Origin of the sequence: Zooshikella sp. RANM57, from assembly GCF_050749885.1 — a bacterium.
Classification (GTDB): Bacteria; Pseudomonadota; Gammaproteobacteria; order Pseudomonadales; family Zooshikellaceae; genus Zooshikella.
The window spans coordinates 68791-86340 of record NZ_JBOIUB010000016.1 but is presented as its reverse complement, the minus strand read 5'-3'; the positions used below and the strand labels follow the sequence as shown (position 1 = coordinate 86340).

Below are 17550 nucleotides of genomic sequence, written 5' to 3'. Positions count from 1 at the left end.
TTCCATCCCGAACTCAGAAGTGAAACTGCTCAGCGCCGATGGTAGTGTGGCGTTTCGCCATGTGAGAGTAGGACATCGTCAAGCGCTTATTGGAAGCCCTGGTACTGTTGTGCCGGGGCTTTTTACTGTATGTCGTTTATGGCTAGATATACTAAAAGCCTAATGGATTAATGATAATGTACTTGTTTGAATTGCTGGCTAACAAATCACTTTATTTACTTCTTTGATCATTATTTCGTACTAATAAGCATCTCTTTTCCTGCCTGTAATAAAAAAGCCTCTTCTAAACTAGTCTCAGTTCTCGTTATAATTTAGTTGTCGTACTAATAAGTGATAACGTCACTTGTTGATAAAACTATTTCCCTTTCTTATTCGCTTATATCTGTGCCGTGTTTTGCTCCACCAGTAAGACTTAGTACATTATGTTTATTAGCAAACTGTGAAGATACATAGTTGTTGGACTGGATAGAGTGTTATTTCAATAAGTAATTGAGCACGGATGAGACGCTAGCGTTAGCTGTAGAGATGATTGGCATGGACAGACAGTTTAAGTTGTACGCCTTTATTAAAGAAATAATCAAAGACACATTTTCTCTTAGTTGGCTTCTTTTTAAAGTCATGATACCTGTGTTGATTATCGTAAAGATAATGCAGGAACTTGGTTTCATTGAGTACTTTAGCATGGCGTTAGAGCCATTAATGGGGTTGATAGGCTTGCCATCCTCTATGGGGCTAGTCTGGGCAACGACGATTGTAACGAATATTTATGGTGGCATGGTTATTTTCTTTTCCATGCAAGAACCCATGACTGTGGCTCAAGTAACTGTGCTGAGCGCCTTGATGTTATTAGCTCATGGTTTGCCAATTGAGGTGAGAATTACACAATTAGCTGGTTTGCGAGTTTTATTTGTTGTCTTGTTACGATTAATTGGCGCTTTTCTTTTTGCCTATGTGTTGCATGTTATTTACAGTAGTGGAAGCTGGCTACAAGAAGCAAATACTATTATTTTTGAACCACAACAAATTGATCATACGTGGTTGGGGTGGGCTAAAAATGAAACGCTTAATTTAATTAAAATTGTTGGTGTTATTTTCTCACTGGTTACATTGCTAAAAATATTACGTTTGATTGGAGTTGAAAGAGTTTTAATATTTCTTTTAAAACCGGTCTTAAAAAGAATTGGAATCGCAGAAGAAGCGACAACAATCACTATTGTGGGTGTAACCTTAGGTTTAACCTTTGGTGGTGGGCTATTAATTCAGGAAGCGAATAAGGGGCATGTTTCTGCGAAAGACATTTTTTTAGCAATGAGTTTGCTGTCTATATGTCATAGCCTAATAGAAGACACTATTTTAACTTCTTTATTGGGAGGGCATATTTCAGGAATTCTTTTTGTAAGGTTGATATTTAGTTTATTGGTTATTTGGGGACTGGCTTGTCTGGTGAAGAAATTTCAACCGAAAACGATGGAACGGTGGTTTATGAAAGAGAAAAAAGAGGATAGTGATGGACTTAGTGAACCGCCTTTAATTGAGAACAAGCAAAGTATTTAAAAGAAAAAGCCAGGCAAGGGCCTGGCTTTTTTGTGTGCAGTTTTGTTAATAAAGTACACGGCAGCGGATAGTGCCATTGACATGTTGAAGCTTTTCTAGAGCAATTTGACTTTGCTCTGCTTCAACATCGATGACTACGTAACCTACCTTATCTTTGGTATCAAGAAACTGTCCACTGATATTAATATTATTTTCAAAAAATATTCGGTTAATTTCTGAGAGTACACCAGGGATATTCTTATGAATATGGAGGATTCTATGTTGTCCTGGGTGTGAGGGCAGTCCAACTTCAGGAAAGTTAACAGAAGTGATTGTTGTACCATTGTCACTATACTTCACAAGTTTTTCTGCAACTTCTTTCCCTATATTTTCCTGGGCTTCTACTGTGCTTCCTCCAATGTGTGGGGTTAGCAAAACGTTATCTATCCCCCTTAGAGGTGAGATAAACTCTTCAGTATTAGACTTTGGTTCGACAGGAAAAACATCAATAGCTGCACCTAGTAATTTTTGGCTGCGCAACGCCTCAGCTAATGCATCTATATTTACCACCGTGCCACGAGAAGCATTGATTAGTACACTGCCAGGTTTCATTGCTGCAATCTCATCTGGCCCAATCATGTATTTTGTGGATGGTGTTTCAGGAACATGAAGTGTAATGATATCACAGAGACCAAGTAAACTTTTCATATCTGCCAGCTGAGTAGCATTACCTAAAGGCAATTTAGTGACTACATCATAGAAGTAAACTTCCATACCGAGAGACTCAGCCATTACGCTTAGTTGGCTACCAATATTACCATAGCCGATAATGCCTATCCTTTTATTGCGAATTTCATAGGCATTGGCTGCACTCTTTTCCCAGCCGCCGCGATGGGCTTTCATATTTTTTGCTGGAATCGTTCTGAGTAACAGAATAGCCTCTGCCAGGACAAGTTCTGCCACGGATCGAGTATTTGAAAAGGGAGCATTAAAGACAACAATCCCTTGCTCTTGGGCGGAGGATAAGTCTACCTGATTAGTACCAATACAGAAGCAGCCTATAGCAATGAGCTTGTTAGCAGCTTCAAGTACTTTCGGAGTTAGTTGGGTGCGAGAGCGTATACCAATGAAATGAACATCTGCGATTTTTTCTATTAACTCTTCTTCAGACAGTGCTGTAGAGAGGTGCTCAACATTGGTATAGCCATTAGCATTGAGTAGCTCAATAGCTGAAGGGTGAATACCTTCCAACAGTAAAAACTTAATTTTGTTTTTTTCCAAAGATGTAGTGGCCATATCAGGAAGTTACCATGGTCATAGAATTCATCAGAGAGCAACGGGTTTTTCCCATAGTCCGGTACAACGAGCTTACATGGTAAGCATTATTATTATCAGCAGAGCGCACACACCGTGTTAAATCCTTTTATTAGCACGTTCTGTTCAACAAATAGTTAGTTTGAGCGTAACAGGTAACAAAGTTGGTGTATCTAGCTACGTTCTCTGCATCGATGGCTCATTTCGCAAACTATAAGGGGGGATAATCATAACATAGTGTGTCAGAATTATGAGCAAGTAAAAGGATGAAACTTATTCAGTCACATCTTGAGAAAGCTGAATAGGGATAAGGATCGTGAGAAAGTGAACGTTAGTGAGAGTAAACCAATGAGTCAAGTGGAAATCGTAGCTCAATTAAAGGACGTTATTGTTGAGGGTAAGGTACTTACTGATGCCGAATCACTTAGCTACTACGGCAAGGACTGGACAAAAGCATATAAACCTACCCCCTTAGCCATTGTATTTCCTAGAAGTATTCCTGAAGTGCAATCTCTGGTTCGCTTTGCCAATAAGCATAAGGTTGCTCTTGTTGCATCAGGAGGAAGGACTGGACTAAGTGGCGGTGCTGTTGCAGCGGCTGGGGAAGTTGTAGTCGCTTTTGATTATATGAATAACATTAAAGACTTCAATCCGATTGATCGGACGGTAGTTTGTGAACCTGGAGTGATCACTGAACAACTGCAAACGTTTGCCGAGGAGAGAGAGTTGTTTTATCCCGTTGACTTTGCTTCGGCAGGTTCAAGTCAGATTGGCGGAAATATTTCAACCAATGCGGGTGGGATTAAAGTGATTCGTTATGGCATGACTCGGGATTGGGTTGCAGGATTGAAGGTAGTGACAGGTACAGGTGAGCTGCTTTCATTAAATAAAGCCCTTGTTAAAAATAATACAGGTTATGACTTGCGCCAGCTATACATTGGTGGAGAGGGAACCCTTGGCTTTATTGTTGAGGCTACGATGAAACTGGTAAGACCACCTAAAGACCTTACAGTGTTGTTGCTAGGGGTACCAGATATGGCCTCTATCATGAATGTATTACATAGCTTTCAACAGAAAATTGACTTAACGGCATTTGAATTCTTTTCAGAAAAAGCGTTGCAAAAAGTGGTTGCAAAAGGTGATGTTCAGCGTCCCTTTGAGACTCAGGTTGACTATTATGCGTTGTTGGAATTTGAGTGCTTAAATGAACAAATTGCTGAGCAAGCTATGGAGATTTTTGAGCTTTGTTTAGAGCAAGGCTGGGTGATGGATGGTGTGATGAGTCAAAGCCTGACCCAATTACAGAACCTTTGGCGTTGTCGAGAGGATATCTCTGAAACAATTGCTGAATGGACACCTTATAAAAATGATATTGCTGTTATCGTCTCAAAAGTACCTGAATTTCTTGCGGAGGTTGAACGAGTTGTTACTGAGCACTATCCTGACTTTGAAATAATCTGGTTCGGTCATATTGGTGATGGCAATATTCACTTAAATATTTTAAAACCTGAGCAGCTAGATCAAGCGAGCTTTATAGAAAAGTGCCACCATGTTAGCCAATGGGTTTTTGAAATTGTGGAAAAATATCAAGGCTCGGTATCAGCAGAGCATGGCGTAGGTTTGTTGAAAAAAGATTTCTTACAATACACTCGTAGTGCTGTAGAAATTGAATACATGAAGGCTATCAAGCGTACCTTTGATCCAAACAATATTATGAATCCTGGTAAGTTGGTTGACCTGTAAATAGCAATAAAACCGTCCAGCTGTGCCTAATGAGGTATTCATGTAGGCACAGTACTATCCGATAAAGAGCATTTTAATAGGACTATATCCCCATATTATTTAAAGTATCCAGGACTTGCCGTGTTGCTGAAGCAATAGCGGGATGGCTTTCTGCAAACTTAATGGCTTCTTGTTCTAGACGATGTTTAAGTGCTTCTATAGGTGGCTCTGCATCAGGTGAATTGATAGCTGTATTAATCTCATCAGCAATTTGACGTAGCTCTGCAGTAGTACACTCATCAGCAGCTTCTACATCATCGATAACTTTCAGAAGCTCATCCATGTCTGGTTGCAAACGTTTTGGCGTCATAGCGGTCATCCTAAAAATTTATACATTTATAAAGATAATATGCCAGGATGCACTAATCTGGCAATTTTCCTCTTTTCATTAACATACTAACCAAAGAAGTGGGGGCGAGGATGGTTCATTTTCTACGATGGGATAATCAACAGCAGGTTGAATGGCCACTAGGTAAAATTGTTTGTGTTGGAAGAAACTATGCAGACCATGCTGCTGAGTTGAATAATCCAGTACCAGACCAACCATTACTCTTTATGAAGCCAGCAACAGCTTATAGCGAAGTTACATCTTCTGTGAATATTCCGGTCAGTAAAGGGTGCTTACACTATGAAACAGAACTAGCGCTATTGATTGGTAAGCCATTATCAGTTGATACAAATTCGAATCCAATTGAGACTATTGTAGGAATTGGTTTAGCGCTGGATTTAACCCTTAGGGATTTACAAGCAACACTTAAGCAAAAAGGGCATCCTTGGGAACGAGCAAAAGCCTTCGATGGTTCATGCCCGCTAACATACTTTATACGTTATAACCCTGCTTGGTCTCTAGGAGATGTTGAATTTTTTTGTTGGATTGATGAAGAGTTACGACAACACGGGGTGGCGAAGAATATGCTGTTTTCTGCCACAGCATTATTAGAAAGTATTAAAACAGAGTTTACCTTATTACCCGGTGATGTGGTTTTGACTGGAACGCCTGCGGGAGTGGGGGAATTACAAGGTAAGGAAACGATTAGATTAATGTTACAACACAAGCAAAATATTCTTTTAGATCAAACATTTTCTACTTGTGCTAGGTAAGTCAATGCTGTCCTAATACTTTTAAAAAGAAAGTGATTAGGACAGCATAAGTGGCGTTATATTCTTAATGGTTAGTAGGGTAATGTATAAGGTACAAGTGTTATCTGTGCATTGCTTGAGGCGCCATAATAACCACTGTAATTTCTAGCTCTTTCTAAGGTATAGAAAGAATCAACATAGTCATCTTCATTGCTGAACCAATTATCAGGCATTGCTTCAACAATGGCTTGGCCAATTCCTATGAGTAGACCAATTTCTGGTTGCCCTGCAGCAGATACAATTTTACTGACAGCGCCAATAAGTTGTTTAGAAAGTTCTTTATAATTGTAATTATCATCATGTTCATACAACATGATATTGGCAGCCCCGAAACGATATTGCCCCCACATTAACATGATTTGGTTCGGATAATAGGTTTTTTTATCTTCATCCAAGTAAGGCATATCAACAACACTGAGTACCGCTTCATTTTTGGTTGGATTAATACCTGAAACAATAGCGTAGATTTCAGCATTACCAAGTATCCAAGGTTCATGATCTTTGTTTAATCTGATCTCCGTTAGCTTAGCCGTTTCTCGCATTCTTTGACTATTATGGCCACTGCTGTATTGAGGGAGATCTTTTTTATTAAACTTTAATCCTGCTTTTGCAATTTCTTGGTTGAGAACTTTCAAGCCTGCCTGTAAGTCTTTTTTGCTATTTATATCAATGACAAAAACAGGTATGTCAGGCATTTCATTAGGATCTAAATAATGTACATTTCCGTCTTTATCAAATGCTTCAATAGTTGACCAATTTTGCTCATTACCATCTGGTACATAAGCTACTAACCAGTCGTCACCTGCCTCCCAGTCAGCAAGCATTGATTTATCGGCTAATCGTATTTGTAATAAATTGTCTTCGTACGTTGCAATGCCTTTTCGTTCAGAAAGAGACAGATTTGCAGCGGAAACTTTTTTGCTTAGGTTTTGGTTGTTGGTAGCAGAAGTAAGCTGTTGTAAGTTCAAAGATTGTTGATATCGGTGAATGTTCTGGCGCAATTGACTGTCTATAACTTCACTTTGCAAAGCAATATCTTTAGCCAGTTCTCGAGTAATGGGGGCTATTTCAACAAATTCTGATTGAGCAAAGGTTACAGAAGATAGGCACGATAATACAAAGCCTGCTAATGTTTTTTTCATTTAACACTCCTTGGTATTTACCTAATTGGTAGGCAAGGATGGTAGTTTTCATTAGTGAAGATAATATTATTAATATTTTAAATGCTGAATAAATTTAAAGAAAATAATATTATCGATTTGCAAACTGGGTAGACACTATTAAATGAATACGCTTAATTTGTTTTGTTTCACATGTTGGCTATAGACTACAAACAACTGGCTAAGCGGTAGATATTTTTGTCGTTATTAAATGGCAATTATACGTCACCACTATTTTATTATTCTTTTGTAATCAATACGCAAGTACACTATTAGTATTTGTTAGAGTAAAAAAACACTAGTATAAATTGCGTTTGATGCATTACCCAAAACAGTATTATTGATTAATTCGAGAAGAGTGATTTAATCAATAAAATAACCTAGAATTTTTGTGGGTAATACTTTTACCTAAGAACTACCCTTTTATTTGCTAAATGGTGTAGCTCTAATTGTGCTTTTACTAATTAATCAAACTATGTTCTGATTAGTGCTGTTGTTGATAAAGGTCAAGTTATTAATATCAGAAAAAATGTTAACAACGCAAGCATTATTTTTCTATATTTAAAATAAAATTAAATTGTAATAAATGGTTAACAATTAGCGTATGTTAATATACCAGTTATTCTCTGTTTTGAGTTCATTACAGAGGTAATTTATTGTATTTGATGGTAAGGAAGAATTGTTCTTAGGTATACTATAAGAGACTACGGTGGTTGACTCTTTAATCTGCACTTTATTACCAACTGGCGATACAAAAATAATTGATTTTGCTGAAGATAAAAGTGACGCTTCATTCGATTGACAAATTAACACTCTATCAGGTGAAAATACACCGCCTTTACAAGAGAAACCTATATCAGTCAAAACAGTTTTAGACTTATTTAATGCTCTATCGATAAATAGACTTTTATCATCATGACTGGTTTCTACAAAAGCCTGAATTGTACTCACCTGTTTCTTTGCTGAGCATGAGGTAAGTAGGATTGCGGTTATGAAGATAAGAAGTATACAGCTAAATGTGAATAAAAAATGATTTGTCATATCTTAGTTGTGGGCTAAACATGTAAGTACTTTTATAAACATGAGTGATGCAGTCACATCAATTATAAGATTAGTATATACCTTATCTTTAACGGCTTTTTGATATTGTAAAAAGCTTACGAAAAAAAGACTGCTTAGGGAAGATATTGTTATGATATTTTGAGTAATATTTCGAATATTAACACAACATAGTATGTGTCTTATATGACGCAACCAAAAAATAGTAGCTTTTGATTCTAAAATTTATTTGCTTAAGCTTGATATTCTACATATACCCTTCACGAATCATTTTTAGGGTTTGTTGTCCGCGTTCTTGACCACCATGGATGGTGGGAATACAGTTTACGCAGGAGCATTTAACTGTCACCCCAGTCATTAATATAAGCTCTTGGGCTTCATCACTTGACGGCCGTGCCCTTGGGGTATAAAAAACTAAATTAGTCGCAGTATTTTACTATAAGCAATGAGTTTTGACTTTGAAGTGGGTCGCTATCTAAGTAAGAAATAAAGATTTAATAGAATACTAATAAGTATCAGTATAAAAGCCTATGTCAAACGGTTGTCTACTGGATGGCGGATAAAAAATATACAGTATTACTGAGCAAACGAAAAATTGTAACTGTCGTCTTATTGATGGTTGCATGTCTAGTGATTGGATTTAAGTTAGGCTTAAACTCTGATGTTGACTCGCCATTAATATGGCAAGAAGAAATAGCAAAATTTCAAGCAGAAGATAGGAAGCATTCACCTAAGGGAGGTAGCGTATTATTTGTCGGTAGTTCAAGTATTCGTCGCTGGAAGACTCTAGCCAACGATTTTGCGCCATTTAGTGTTATTCAACGTGGCTTTGGTGGAGCAAGGTTAAATGATGTGATCTACTATATTGAAGAACTCATTTTTGCTTACCAGCCTCAAGCGATTGTACTTTATGTTGGCTCAAATGATATCAAGCCTCCCACACCTAAATCCCCAAAAGAAGTGTTGCTATTAACTAAGCTTTTAGTCGATAAAATCCATAAGAGATTACCTTCAATCCCTGTATTTTACATAGCGATTAACCCAACACCAAAGCGTTGGCATTTATGGCCATCAATTCAACAAGCTAATAATCTGATTAAAAACTATACAACCAAGCAGCCAAACTTGATATTTATAGATAGTGCTGGACTCTTTGTGAATAAAGATCAGAAACTTATACACTCTTTATTTGAAAATGATCAACTCCATCTCAATCAGGCAGGTTATGCTCAATGGCTAGATGTAATTAAACCGGTACTTATGAAATATTTGATGAATGAAGCAGTTCAAAGCTCAAGTTATATTTTCCTAGATAAGTTCTTAGACGGTGGGAGTCGTTTGTAGTCTTTTTCTGCATTCTGGACACATTAAACAATTTTCTACCTGCTTCAGCTAAGCTTTTAGTGTTCAAGCATATCTCTATGACATACAAAAGCTGTTGTTGATCAAAAAGATCAATGTCTTCTAGCATTTCTTTAGAAAGGAACTGTTGAAGCGTTCTACTTCGCTTATCAAGTAATGGTGTTGGAGATTGCCATGCTTTTTTGAGTCGGAGGATTTCTTCTTGTACGGTATTTTCAGTAATCCTCCCTCCTGGTGCTAAGGTTGCCATTCTTAACACGCACGCATTAAGATCACGGAAATTAGCCTTCCACAAGGCAGCTGGCGATAAAGCAAAGTTTAAAAATAACTGTTTTGCATCACTATTAAAGGTCACTAAGGAGCCATGTTGCTTAGCAAACTGTTGTAATTCATATTCAAGATTGGGTTCAAGGTCCTCAATCCTTTCTCTAAGCCCTGGTAGCTCGTAGCTCCACAAGTTAATACGGGCGAGTAAATCTTCTCTAAACTTCCCTTCCAAGACAGCTTTATGTAAATTTTGGTTTGTTCCAGCAATTAACTGAAAGTTGCTATGAATAGGCTGATCGCTTCCCATTGGATAGAACGTCTTTTCCTCGATAGACTTCAAAAGCATAGCCTGTTCATCAAGTCCTAACTCACCTATTTCATCTAGAAATAATAATCCATCATGTGCCGTTTTTAATAAACCCAAACGAGTTTGCAGTGCCCCGGTAAATGCTCCTTTTTTATGGCCAAAAAGCGTCGACATTGCATTATCGCCATGTAATGTTGCACAGTTTACAGCGACAAACTCACCTTTAACTTGCCCCCGTTGTTTTTTTAGTGCGTAGATTTGTCTGGCTAGCTGTGACTTTCCTGCACCAGTAGGGCCAGTGAGCAGGATAGGTGCAGAAGAGCGAATGGCGACTTGTTCAAGTTGGTTAATCAGCTTATTAAATTGAGTATTACGAGTTGAAATACCGGATTTTAGTAATTGTTCGCCAGTCAGTTGCTCATGACGGAAACGCTGGGCTATTTGATCATATTTGGACAAATCCAAGTCGATAATATGGTATTGCCCTTTGGCACCGGCACTGGGTGATGGAGAAGTTTGTAAAAGTTTGCCAGGAAAGTAATGTGCTTCAGTAAGGAGATAGAGGCAGATTTGAGCGACATGAGTACCTGTGGTGATATGAATATAATATTCATCATTTTCACGATCAAATGTATAGCTACTCGCAAAATCATGTAAAGATCCGTAGACTTGTTCAAAGTCCCATGGATCTTCCCAACTCACCTTATGTATGTTAACGATGGTGTTGGGGGATACTTCATTAATATCTTCAGCAACTTTTTGCCCCATACGCATATATCTGGGGTGAAGAATCATTTCAAATCGATCAATGCTGAGTTCCGGGTGCATACAAACAGCCACATTAGGGCGCCACTTATCCCAACGATTGGCACCACGACCTTTTTGGTCTAGCACTGTTCCCAAGAGGCTGATTACTACTGTAGCCATTTACTTATCCTGTCAGATAATTAATATCACATAAGATAATAGTAGAAAGGGTGGATTCCGTATATATACCTTTTTCAAACCCTTTAATCATCGTGACTTTTACAAGTTCACATCGTTTGTCTGGGTTGGCAGGTTATACTGCAACAGATTTATTGTAAGGAAATTCGTACTGATGAAAATACTTCACACTTCTGACTGGCATCTTGGGCGAACCTTGTATGGCAAGAAACGTTACGCAGAATTTGAAGCAATTTTATCCTGGCTTATTTCGACGATTCAACAACACCAAGTTGAAGTCTTATTAATTGCTGGTGATATATTTGATACAAGTACTCCCAGTCACCGATCACAGGAATTGTATTATCGTTTTCTATACGATGTTTCAGCAACCTGTTGTAGACATATCCTCGTTATTGCAGGGAATCACGACTCTCCTTCATTTCTCAATGCCCCCAAAACACTATTAAGAGCACTAAATGTACATGTTGTTGGCGCCATTACAGAAAGCCCTGAAGATGAAGTCATTACTTTGTATGATGAGTTGCAAACACCACAAGCCATTATTTGTGCTGTACCCTATTTAAGGGATAAAGACATACGTAGGGTAGAGCCAGGTGAAACACTTGAGGATAAACATACAAAACTGGTTGAGGGGGTTAAAAGTCATTACCAACAGGTGTGTGCCATTGCTGAACAAAAACGAGATGACTTCAAAAGCTCTGGATATACACATGTCCCCATTGTTGCAATGGGACATCTTTTTACTATGGGGGGTAAGACAATAGAAGGTGATGGCGTTCGGGAGTTGTATGTCGGATCATTAGCTCATGTGGGTAAAGATGTTTTTCCATCTTCGATTGATTATCTTGCACTAGGCCATTTACATATTCCTCAATGTGTTAGTGATATACAGCACATGCGTTATTGTGGTTCACCAATTCCAATGGGCTATGGTGAGGCTGCTCAACAAAAGAAGGTTATTATTGTTGAGTTTAAAAACAGGACAGCCTTAATTGATGAATTAGATATTCCATGCTTTCAAAAGCTGGAGCGAATTTCAGGCTCTCTAGGGGAGATTTTAGCAAGAATTGAACAACTCAAATCTGATAAAAGCTCAGCATGGTTAGAGGTTGAGTATATTGGTAACGAGATTGTGAGTGATTTGCGTGATAAGTGTAATGAAGCTCTGAAAGGATCTGCAATGGAAATCCGTAGAATAAAGGATAAACGGGTGATAGACGCTGTCATGCGAACGATGCAAGAGGAAGAAACACTCGATGATTTGAATGTAAATGAGGTGTTTGAACGCTGCTTGGAAGCTAACAATATTTCTGTTGAAGAGAGTGCTGAACTCATAAGTGCATATAATGAAATCGTTAAGTCTCTCCATGAAGAAGACATAAATGCTGAATAGATAGGCGGGTAATGAAAATTCTGGAGCTTAGGTTTAAAAATTTAAACTCGCTATATGGTGAGTGGTTCATTGACTTCACACATCCCGAATATGAAGCAAATGGTATTTTTGCACTAACAGGACCAACGGGAGCAGGGAAGTCAACAATTTTAGATGCTATTTGTTTGGCTCTCTATGGAGCTACACCAAGACTAGGAAGAATAACAAAAAGTGGTAATGAAATTATGTCTCGGCAAACAGGAGAATGTTATGCTGAGGTGGTGTTTGAATCTCAAGTAGGGCGTTTTCGTTGTCATTGGGGGCAACATCGAGCACGAAAAAAAGCCTTTGGTAAACTTGCTGAAGCTAGACATGAGATTAGTGATGCTGATACTGGCAAAACGATAGAGACTAAAAAAAGCTTAGTTCTAGGCGTAATTGAAGAGAAAACAGGAATGGACTTTGATCGTTTTACACGGTCTATCTTATTAGCTCAAGGTGGGTTTGACACTTTTCTTAAAGCAGATACAGAACAAAAGTCTAAAATTTTAGAACAAATTACAGGTACAGAAATTTACTCCAATATTTCATTACATGTCCATCAACGTTTACGAGATGAAAATGAAATATTAAATTGTCTTCAGGCAGAAATTGATGGAATCAATATACTGGATAAAGAACAGGAAGAAACCATTGAGCACTTACTGACGGATAAGAAACAACAAGCATTGTTAGTAGAAAAAAATGTAAAAGAAAATACAAAAGCCATTGCATGGTTAACCAATATAGATGATTTACGTAAAGAAATTAACAGCCTTACCATTGAGGAAGAGAAATTTCAATTAGAAAGTGAACAATTTACTCAAGATCGTGAGAGATTAAGGAAGGCTTTAAAGGCCTCGGAGTTGGAAATAAGTTATGCCAAACTGCTTGCGATGCGTGAACAGCAAATAATAGAGCAAAAGACCCTAAGTATGGCAGAAGCTCAACTTCCTGCTTTACAGTTAGATGTGTCTAAAAATGAAATGTTGTTAAAACAAGCTGAGCAAAATGTAATAGAGATAAAAAAAGAACAGAAAGAGCTAGCACCTACATTTCAAAAAGTACGCTCCATTGATCAAAAAATTTCAGATAAAGTGCAAGCGATTCGTCGCAGTGAAGATGATTTAAAAATAATGTCTGAAAATATATTGAAGGAAGAAAATCGTCAAAATCAATATAACGCTACGTATGAAACATTTGAAAATGAATTAAGTGCCGTCAATAAATATTTAGATATTCACCAATCGGATGAATGGCTTTTAAGTGGATATTCAGAAGTGGAAATTCGACTCGAAACATTTAAAACGACAGAGCATTCTATAGCAGAAAAAAAAGCAGAAAAGCAAGTATGTGTGAAATATTTACATGATACCGAAAAAGGTCTCAAAGTTGTCAATGAAGAGCTAAAACACATAGTCCATGAACAAAAGCAGATGGAAGGTATAATTGATTTGAAACAGCAAAAACTTGAGTCGTTACTTAATGGGCGACTTATTAGAGAGTATATTGCTGAAAGAGAAATGTTAAATAAAGAAATGATTTTGCTACGAAAAATTTCAGACCTTGAGACGGAAAGAGAAAAGTTACAAGATGGTAAACCATGTCCATTGTGTGGTTCTATAGATCACCCTTATGCAGAGGGAAATATTCCAAAGATAGATGAGTGCGAAAAACATATTAATAGTTTATCAAAATTAATTGAGAGTGTTACTTCTATTGAGTCTGATATAACGGTACAAGAAAAAACAAAACAGAAAATATACCAAAAGCGAATAGATGCTGAAAAAAAACAGTTTGCATTAAACAGTGAATATCAACTAAAAGAAAAAGAATACCTCGCCATAAATAACGTATTGGATAGTTTAGTTCAAAGATATGATGAGCAGAAACAGTCAATACTAGAGAAGCTAAATCCATTAGGCATCGTTGAACAGCAAGAATTTGAAGCAACAACAGTGCTTAATCAATTAAAAGAGCAAATGAATGCTTGGCAATACCAGCAACAAAAAAAAGAGACAATTAAGCAGCAACAACTTCATTGTAAAAGTGAAATCAAAGCAATCAGTGCCGTGCTTGAAGCACATAACGCTTCCCTTAAAAATAAGCTAGCAGATCTAGTAGAACTCAAGAATGAATTAGAGGACTTGAGAGTTCATCGACATACTCTATTTTCCAGCAAAAAAGTTGATGAAGAAGAACAACGAGTAAATGAATCACTTAATGATGCTGAGCATTCAATGAATAGGATGAGAGAATGTTATAATTCAGGGAAACAACAACTAAGCTTATCTGAATCCAAGATTATTGATTTAAAACGAAAAATCGATGATATAGGCAATGAGCTAAATAAAAGTGAGTTAGCGTTTAAGGCATTACTGTCACAAAAAGCATTTTCAGATGAGCAGTCGTTTAATAATGTCAGACTACCCATTGAAGAACGAAATAGGCTTCAAACATTGGAACATGATCTGGATAAGAAGGGGGCAGCATTAGCACTTAAGAAAAAAGATAGGGAAAGTCGTTTGGAAACAGAAGTTATTAAAAATATTACTGAATTGACGCCAGATGAACTTGAATACAAGCAAAAAGAACTAGAAGAATTATTAAACCAGTTACGAACGGATATTGCTGAATTGAAATATCAGTTAACTGAAAATACTACTGCAAAAGAGCGTATTAAAGAAAAATATTATAAAATTGAAGCCCAAAAAAAAGAATGTCTTCGTTGGGGGAAATTACATACATTGATAGGTTCTGCTGATGGTAAAAAATATCGAAACTTTGCTCAGGGACTAACTTTTGAGCGAATGGTTTCACATGCGAATCGCCAGCTTGAAAAAATGACAGACCGCTATCTATTAGTCAGAGACGAAAAGCAAACTTTAGTATTGAATGTGATCGATAATTATCAGGCAGGAGAAGTAAGGTCCACTAAAAATCTATCAGGGGGAGAATGCTTTATTGTTAGTTTGTCATTAGCTCTTGGTTTATCTCATATGGCGAGTAAAAATGTACGGGTTGATTCATTATTTTTAGATGAAGGCTTTGGCTCCTTGGATGAAGAAGCTCTAGATATCGCTTTGGAAACGTTGGCTGGATTACAGCAAGAAGATAAGTTAATTGGGGTTATTTCACATGTAACAGCCCTAAAAGAAAGAATTAGTACTCAAATTCAGGTTAGCCCCCAAACTGGAGGGCAAAGTTCAATTGTAGGTCACGGTTGTAAAAGAATTTAGACAGTAACGAAATATCTGTTCGTTACTAGTGAATTTTATGTTTGTTTTTATTTGCAATGTAGGTGAAGTATAAATGATGTGTTGTCTACATTCATCATCTTAGTAACCACCTAAATTAAGGTAGGTGTTGCTATCTTTAAAGGTTAAATTTAATAAAAATCTGCGCGATAAATATATGCAAATATAATGATGTTAATAATAGTCGCTGTTTTTGAGTTATATTTATTATATGTCTTATAGTTTGCAATTAATGGAATGATTTAAATTCCAAAAAGTGTTTGGTAATAATGTATGGTAAGGTAGATAATGAACTTGTATGTGAGGCTTTACTCAAAGTAATAGGGATATTAACTATGGTTATTAATAATGATATGGTCAATCATATATCAATTGTTAACAATAATCATAATAAACTATATCAAAAAGGGTACGAAAAACTGGGTAAAATCAGTGTGCTTGTAGGGATTAGTCCTGGTAATGGCTATTTCAGTGAGAGCAACATAGTTAGCATTTTATCATGGATGTGTAAGCATTCCCCTTTTGTTTATATTTTAGTGCCTGGAGAAATCCATATTCATAACTTTATTGGAATAGGTTATCCCGCAGATATAGCAAGAAAAAAAGCTAAAAGAGATATAAGTCAAACTAACAATAGACTGAATCGTGCAGTAAATATTATGCAATCTGAGTTAAGTGTTAATAATTTTAGAGTTATTGGTTGGGTGAGTGAAATAGAAAGAAATATAGCGTATAAAAATAATTTATGTTTAATATTGGCAGAGTATGAATCTAACCAGAAATTCCAACTGACTGTGAACACGATAACTTATCGTTACATGGCTTCCAGGGCTAAACATAGAACGATAAATAGAATGAATGTATCAGAAGGTGTTTTGTATTATTTAAAAGAATTGGCACTATTCACATCGTTCATAACTATTTTTGGTGAAGAAATAATAGTAGCTTACTATAAAGTGTGGGGCGATGATTTAGTTTATATTGAAAAGCTTTTTCCTGCTTTTGAAAGGTGCTGCTCTATGATTCAGTATGAAATCAGTAAAGTATAGTGGTTTCGACTTTACGTTTATAGTGAGTGTTATTTATTGATTTGTAGTTAATTACCCATATTCTATAAAGTTTCTTGGTGTTACTCTTTCTTGTTATCAATTTGTTTTTGGTATAAGTCACGCTAAACTGAAAATTTGGTATGTGTTGTATAGTTTTTGATAGATAATTTGATTTTAACTAAAATTATTTTGCAAAAAATAACAAAGCACCATAAGGTAAGGCTAAGTGTGGAGTAATTCTAATTAATTTACACATCGTAACTGTATATTGAAAATTATGTATTAGGAAACAAAGGAAGTTATGATGAAAAGTGTAAATTTAAAAAGAATCCAAAAGTATATTGGTATAGCTGTAATATCTGCTTTACCACTCACTGGTTTTGCTCAGGCTGACACAGAAAATTTCAGACCAGGTCATCATGGTGGTGGTTTTATATCACCGATGATGGTCTTTAAATTAGCTGAGTCACAAGATATTGACAAAATTCTAAATGATTTAGAGTTAACACCTGAGCAAATCACCAATATCAAAACATTGGTCACTGAGGCTAAAGCTGAAAAAGATAAAGCTTTTGCAGAAGCAGGTGTGACTGAAGAGCAATTGATGCAGTTAATGCAAAATGTACATAAATCTGCGAAGCCTTCGATGGATGCTTTGAAAGAAGAATTAACAATTTCCAAGTTTGAGAAACTTCGTAAATTGTTACATCCAGGAAGACCTGGTAAACCTGGTGATCCAGACCGTCCAGGTAAGCCTGGTGGTCCAACAATTCCTGATGAACCCTCACCTCCGACTCCAGATGATGTGATCATTCAATAATAAATAGCTCTCCGTAAGTGATTGACGTAATAGGCTGCTTTTTGCAGCCTATTTTTTTGCTTGTAGACTTTGTAATAGTGGTTTGAAATCAGGGTGTTTATGATTTGATCTTAAAACATATCGTTTGTAGGATAAATCATC

At 36.7% G+C, this 17550-nt stretch carries 13 protein-coding genes and 1 rRNA gene; 9 read left to right on the top strand and 5 right to left on the bottom strand.

Annotation, left to right across the window (positions count from 1 at the left end):
- Together rrf and ACQ96U_RS23655 are read left to right on the top strand one after the other, a co-directional pair.
- A 5S ribosomal RNA gene (gene rrf, locus ACQ96U_RS23660) occupies positions 1-84 on the top strand; the annotation flags it as partial.
- A gap of 450 nt (positions 85-534) precedes the next feature.
- Complete coding sequence (locus tag ACQ96U_RS23655) at positions 535-1554, top strand: hypothetical protein (RefSeq protein ID WP_431723744.1); 1020 nt, start codon at positions 535-537, stop codon at positions 1552-1554.
- Positions 1555-1599: 45 nt separating this feature from the next.
- On the opposite strand, the gene serA is transcribed toward ACQ96U_RS23655, so the two are convergent.
- Positions 1600-2829, bottom strand: coding sequence for a phosphoglycerate dehydrogenase (gene serA, locus ACQ96U_RS23650; RefSeq protein ID WP_431723743.1), 1230 nt, complete (start codon positions 2827-2829; stop codon positions 1600-1602).
- 366 nt (positions 2830-3195) lie between these two features.
- Here serA and ACQ96U_RS23645 point away from each other — a divergent pair, with 366 nt between their 5' ends.
- Entirely contained in the window at positions 3196-4590 is a 1395-nt protein-coding gene (locus ACQ96U_RS23645; RefSeq protein ID WP_431723746.1) for an FAD-binding oxidoreductase, read from the top strand.
- Between the two features lie 82 nt (positions 4591-4672).
- Here the strand turns inward: ACQ96U_RS23645 and ACQ96U_RS23640 are convergent, their stop codons facing one another.
- Positions 4673-4939 carry a DUF4404 family protein gene (locus ACQ96U_RS23640; protein ID WP_431723742.1) on the bottom strand — a complete coding sequence of 89 codons (267 nt, stop codon included), beginning with the start codon at positions 4937-4939 and terminating at the stop codon, positions 4673-4675.
- 110 nt (positions 4940-5049) lie between these two features.
- Here ACQ96U_RS23640 and ACQ96U_RS23635 point away from each other — a divergent pair, with 110 nt between their 5' ends.
- The gene (locus ACQ96U_RS23635; RefSeq protein ID WP_431723741.1) at positions 5050-5730 is read left to right on the top strand and encodes a fumarylacetoacetate hydrolase family protein; all 681 of its coding nucleotides are present in this window, start codon (positions 5050-5052) and stop codon (positions 5728-5730) included.
- 71 nt (positions 5731-5801) lie between these two features.
- On the opposite strand, the gene ACQ96U_RS23630 is transcribed toward ACQ96U_RS23635, so the two are convergent.
- Both ACQ96U_RS23630 and ACQ96U_RS23625 read right to left on the bottom strand, forming a co-directional pair.
- A complete protein-coding gene (locus ACQ96U_RS23630) occupies positions 5802-6911 on the bottom strand; it encodes a DUF3103 family protein (protein WP_431723740.1) in 1110 nt (369 codons plus the stop codon).
- Positions 6912-7526: 615 nt separating this feature from the next.
- The gene (locus tag ACQ96U_RS23625; protein WP_431723739.1) at positions 7527-7880 is read right to left on the bottom strand and encodes a hypothetical protein; all 354 of its coding nucleotides are present in this window, start codon (positions 7878-7880) and stop codon (positions 7527-7529) included.
- 660 nt (positions 7881-8540) lie between these two features.
- On the opposite strand from ACQ96U_RS23625, the gene ACQ96U_RS23620 reads away from it, so the two are divergent.
- The gene (locus ACQ96U_RS23620) at positions 8541-9332 is read left to right on the top strand and encodes a GDSL-type esterase/lipase family protein (RefSeq protein WP_431723738.1); all 792 of its coding nucleotides are present in this window, start codon (positions 8541-8543) and stop codon (positions 9330-9332) included.
- Here the strand turns inward: ACQ96U_RS23620 and rtcR are convergent.
- Positions 9247-10851 (bottom strand): RNA repair transcriptional activator RtcR, encoded by a 1605-nt coding sequence (gene rtcR / locus ACQ96U_RS23615; protein ID WP_431723737.1) that lies wholly within the window; start codon positions 10849-10851, stop codon positions 9247-9249. The genes ACQ96U_RS23620 and rtcR overlap by 86 nt on opposite strands.
- 172 nt (positions 10852-11023) lie before the next feature.
- Between rtcR and ACQ96U_RS23610 the strand changes: the two genes are divergently transcribed.
- The 4 genes from ACQ96U_RS23610 (at position 11024) to ACQ96U_RS23595 (ending at position 17409) form a co-directional block, all read left to right on the top strand.
- On the top strand, positions 11024-12265 hold the full coding sequence (locus ACQ96U_RS23610; RefSeq protein ID WP_431723736.1) for an exonuclease SbcCD subunit D C-terminal domain-containing protein: 1242 nt from the start codon (positions 11024-11026) through the stop codon (positions 12263-12265).
- Between the two features lie 11 nt (positions 12266-12276).
- Complete coding sequence (locus ACQ96U_RS23605) at positions 12277-15522, top strand: AAA family ATPase (protein WP_431723735.1); 3246 nt, start codon at positions 12277-12279, stop codon at positions 15520-15522.
- A 287-nt stretch (positions 15523-15809) separates the two neighbouring features.
- Entirely contained in the window at positions 15810-16589 is a 780-nt protein-coding gene (locus ACQ96U_RS23600) for a tRNA-dependent cyclodipeptide synthase (RefSeq protein ID WP_431723734.1), read from the top strand.
- A gap of 301 nt (positions 16590-16890) precedes the next feature.
- A complete protein-coding gene (locus ACQ96U_RS23595) occupies positions 16891-17409 on the top strand; it encodes a hypothetical protein (RefSeq protein ID WP_431723733.1) in 519 nt (172 codons plus the stop codon).
- The last annotated feature ends 141 nt before the right edge of the window (positions 17410-17550 follow it).